General features: G+C 69.8%; 2 protein-coding genes. Both read right to left on the bottom strand.

Annotated features, from left to right (window positions below; genetic code table 11):
* On the bottom strand, positions 1 to 3,130 hold a 3,130-nt coding region (locus EB75_RS27855), incomplete at its 3' end, for a Pls/PosA family non-ribosomal peptide synthetase (protein ID WP_073698433.1).
* A gap of 62 nt (positions 3,131 to 3,192) precedes the next feature.
* Positions 3,193 to 3,708 carry a 2-oxo-4-hydroxy-4-carboxy-5-ureidoimidazoline decarboxylase gene (locus tag EB75_RS27860; protein WP_073698434.1) on the bottom strand — a complete coding sequence of 172 codons (516 nt, stop codon included), beginning with the start codon at positions 3,706 to 3,708 and terminating at the stop codon, positions 3,193 to 3,195.
* Positions 3,709 to 3,834 lie beyond the last annotated feature (126 nt).

The following is a 3,834-nucleotide window of genomic DNA, read 5'->3' on the forward strand; positions in this document are numbered from 1 at the left end:
GGCGGAGCCGCGGGGGGGGGGGGGGGGGGAGCCATGACGAGCCGGCCTTGGCCTTGTGCGGGGTGGCCGACAGCACGGCCACCAGTCCGTCGTCGGGGACGCGACGTCCCGGCTGGGTGATGCCGGAGTTGCCGAGGAACGCCCGCCGTCCGACGGTCGCCTTGGCGACGTGAATCCAGCCGCCACCGAGTTCGTACGACGCCACCATGGTGTCGTCGGCCAGGAAGGCGCCGTCGAGCACCTCGGTGAACTTGGGTGTCAGCAGCGCCGTCGAAATCTCGGTGTCCTTACCGACTTTCGCGCCGAGAATCCGCAGCCACCACGGTGTCAGCAGGCTCGCGTAGATGGGGAACAGGTAGTTGCGGGCGGCGTCCATCAAGCGCTCGGTGGCCCACAGCTGCCAGCCCACCCGGCTGCGCACCGGGTGGTAGCCCTCGGTCAGGCCGAGGGACAGCAGACGCACCCCGATCACCGTCAGCGCGGCGTACACCGCCATGGCGGCCACCGCGGCGACGGGCGTCCACAACGCGACCGGCAGGATCGCCTCCCGCAGCGAATGGCTATGGCGCACCGGCAGAATCAGCACCGCCAGGCCCGCGGCGAGGGCCAGGATCGGCAGCCCGCCGAGCAGTACGGACGTCACCCCGTACATCGCGATCCAGATCGGTGCCCGCCCCGGTCGCTCGTCGGGCCACGGGTGGTGGGCCTTCCCGGACTTCACCGCCGGCGAACCCTTCCAGTACTGGCCGGCCTTGACCTTGCCGATGACGCCGGAACCCGGTGCGACGTCGGCGTTCTTTCCGACCACCGCTCCCGGCAGCAGCGTGGTGCGGGCGCCGATGGTGGCGTCGTTGCCGATGCTGATGGGTCCGACGTGGAACAGGTCGCCGTCGATCCAGTGTCCGGTGAGGTCGACTTCCGGTTCGATCGAGCAGCGGTCCCCGAGGGTGAGCATGCCGGTGACCGGCGGGGTCGAGTGCAGGTCGACGCCGTCGCCGACCTGGTTGCCCAGTGCCCTGGCGTAGTACACCAACCACGGTGCGCCGGCCTGGTTTTCGGCACCGCTGGCCTCGCCGAGCCGTTCGGCGAGCCAGACCCGCAGGTGCTCGGAGCCGCCGCGCTTGTAGGTGCCCGGCTCCAGGCCGGACAGCAGGGCGCGCGCGGCGAACACGGCGATACCCATGCGGCCGATCGGCGTGACGAACACCAGGAATCCGGCCAGGATCACCCACCAGTTGACGGTGCGGGCCCAGGGCAGCAGGTGCAGCGCCGCGGCGACGTTGTTCAGGATGGCCAGCCAGACCACCCACTGCATGCCGGCCAGGGTGGCGAGCGGGATGGCGGCGACTGTCTGGACCAGCTGTGTCGTCAGCGGAACCGGTGTGACGCTTCGGGTTTCGACCGCCGGTGGCGGGTCGAGCTCGTCCAGGTAGCCGGCCAGCGAGCCCAGGCGTGGGTGGTCGTAGAGATCGGCGACGGTGACCTGGGGGTACTTCTCCCGCAGCAGTGAGACCAGTTGTGCCGCGGACAGCGAGCCGCCACCGAGCGCGAAGAAGTCGGCGCCGGGCCCGTCGATCGGGGAGGCCAGTACGTCCCGCCACAGCCCGGCGAGCCAACCCATGGTGCCGTCGAGGTCGGGGCTGTCGTCGCCGCCGGCGCCCGCGTCAATGGGCCAGGGCAGGGCGTTGCGGTCGACCTTTCCGGATGTGCGCGTGGGCAATTCGTCGACCACGACCAGCCGTGGCACCAGCGCGGCCGGCAGCGACTGAGCCAGGACCTTGCGGGCCTTGGCGATGTCGAAATCGGGGTCGGCGCTGGCGATGTAGCCGACCAGCAGGGGCGTGCCGGTGGCCGTCTTGCGCACCGCGGCGGCGCCGCCGCTGACGCCGGGCAGGTTGACCAGTGCGGCGTCGACCTCACCGAGTTCGATGCGCCGGCCACCGACCTTGACCTGATCGTCCGCACGGCCCTGGAAGTAGAGGCCGTCCGCCTCGAGCCGGACCAGGTCGCCGCTGCGGTACGCGCGGCCCCAGCCGAGAGTCTCCATCGGCGCGTACTTCTCGGCGTCCTTCTCCGGGTCGAGGTAGCGCGCCAGCCCGACGCCACCGATCACGAGTTCGCCGATTTCGCCGTAGCCGACCTGCAGGCCGTCCTTGTCGACGACCGCCAGGTCCCAGCCGGGCAGCGGTAGCCCGATGCTGACGGGCCCGCCGCCGAGCGGCGCGAGGCACGCGACGACGGTGGCTTCGGTGGGCCCGTAGGTGTTCCACACCTCGCGGCCCTCGACGGCCAGGCGCTCGGCGAGCTCGGGCGGGCAGGCCTCGCCGCCGAAGATCAGCAGGCGCACGGCTTCGAGGGCCTCGGCCGGCCACAGTGAGGCCAGTGTCGGGACCGTGGAGACGACGGTGATGTCGCGCGACACCAGCCACGGCCCCAGGTCCATGCCGCTGCGCACCAGCGAGCGCGGCGCCGGCACGAGGCAGGCGCCGTGGCGCCAGGCCAGCCACATCTCTTCGCAGGACGCGTCGAACGCGACCGACAGCCCGGCGAGCACCCGGTCGCCCGGACCCAGCGGGTTGTCCTTCAGGAAAATCTCGGCCTCCGCGTCGACGAAGGCCGCGGCGTTGCGGTGCGTCACCGCGACGCCCTTCGGGGTGCCGGTGGAACCGGAGGTGAAGATGATCCAGGCGTCGTCGCGGGTCAGTGGCCGGCCGGCCTGCCAGCCCCGCGTCGAGCCGGGCCCGCGGACCAGGCCCGCCTCGGTGATGATGCCGACCACGCCGGCCTCGCCGAAGACCAGCGCGGCGCGCTCCTCGGGATCGTCGGCGTCGACCGGGACGTACGCGGCGCCGGTGGCCAGGGTTGCCAGGATCGACACGTACAGCGCGTAGCTGCCCGACGGCATCCGGATGCCGATGCGGTCACCGCGGCCGATGCCGCGCGCGGCCAGCCACGTGACGCTCTCTTCGACGTCGGCGATCAGCTCGGCATAGGTGAGCTGGACCGCGCCGTCGTCGATGGCCGGCGCATCGGGATGTTGATCGGCCGTGGCGTAGAGGATGTCGATGAGGGTCCGGGCCTGCGGTGCCTTCGCCGAAAGCACGTACTGCGGGGGGATCTCCTGATGCACGGGTACAAACTACTAAGGCTTGGCGAACTGTTCCTGACGGCAGGTGTGCCGTCGCGGGTTCGTTACCAGTTGTCGTAGCCGCCCTCGGGTCCCAGCATGCGCTCCAGCCGGGTCCGATTGATCCGGGCCAGCTCGTTGCGGACGACTTTGCGTTCGGTCTCATGATCGTTGTGCATACGGTCGGCCATATGGCTCAGCACTTCGTCTGCGCTCATGGATCCGACGAACATCACGAAATCGAAGCCGAAGTGGTCGCGGTAGGTGGCCGCATTGACCGTCAGCGTCGCCATGAGGTCGGGGTCGCGGTCGCACACCGCACACTGCTCGAACTGCGACCGGACGCTGCCGGGACGTCGTCCGACCTGCGGGTATGCCTGCAGTATCACGTCCACGGAGGCGTCGCTCAGCGCGAACAGGAAGTCGTCGGCGCGCCGGAAGAGGTGGTCGTGGTCGTCGTACGCGCGTCCGTCGGCCAGGCTGCCGGCCAGCGGCACGCTGTAGCAGCATTCGTACAGTGCGTGCACCGCCCGCTGCTTCGGCATGGCGTTGAACGCGTCGAGACCGATTCCCTGATGCATCAACACAAGGACATCATCGAACCCGGAGAGTACAGCCAGATTTCTTCATGTTAAGGGCGGGAAAAATCTGGCGGCACTTGATGCTCCTATTTCTGTTAATAGTCAAGCGGCGTGGTTGAGCTGGGT

It is taken from the genome of Mycobacterium sp. ST-F2 (genome assembly GCF_001905655.1).
Lineage (GTDB): Bacteria > Actinomycetota > Actinomycetes > Mycobacteriales > Mycobacteriaceae > Mycobacterium.

What these genes read in the sequence shown, in the direction of transcription:
- EB75_RS27860 (WP_073698434.1), bottom strand. Translation starts at nt 3,708, where the DNA reads ATGCATCAGGGAATCGGTCTCGACGCGTTCAACGCCATGCCGAAGCAG.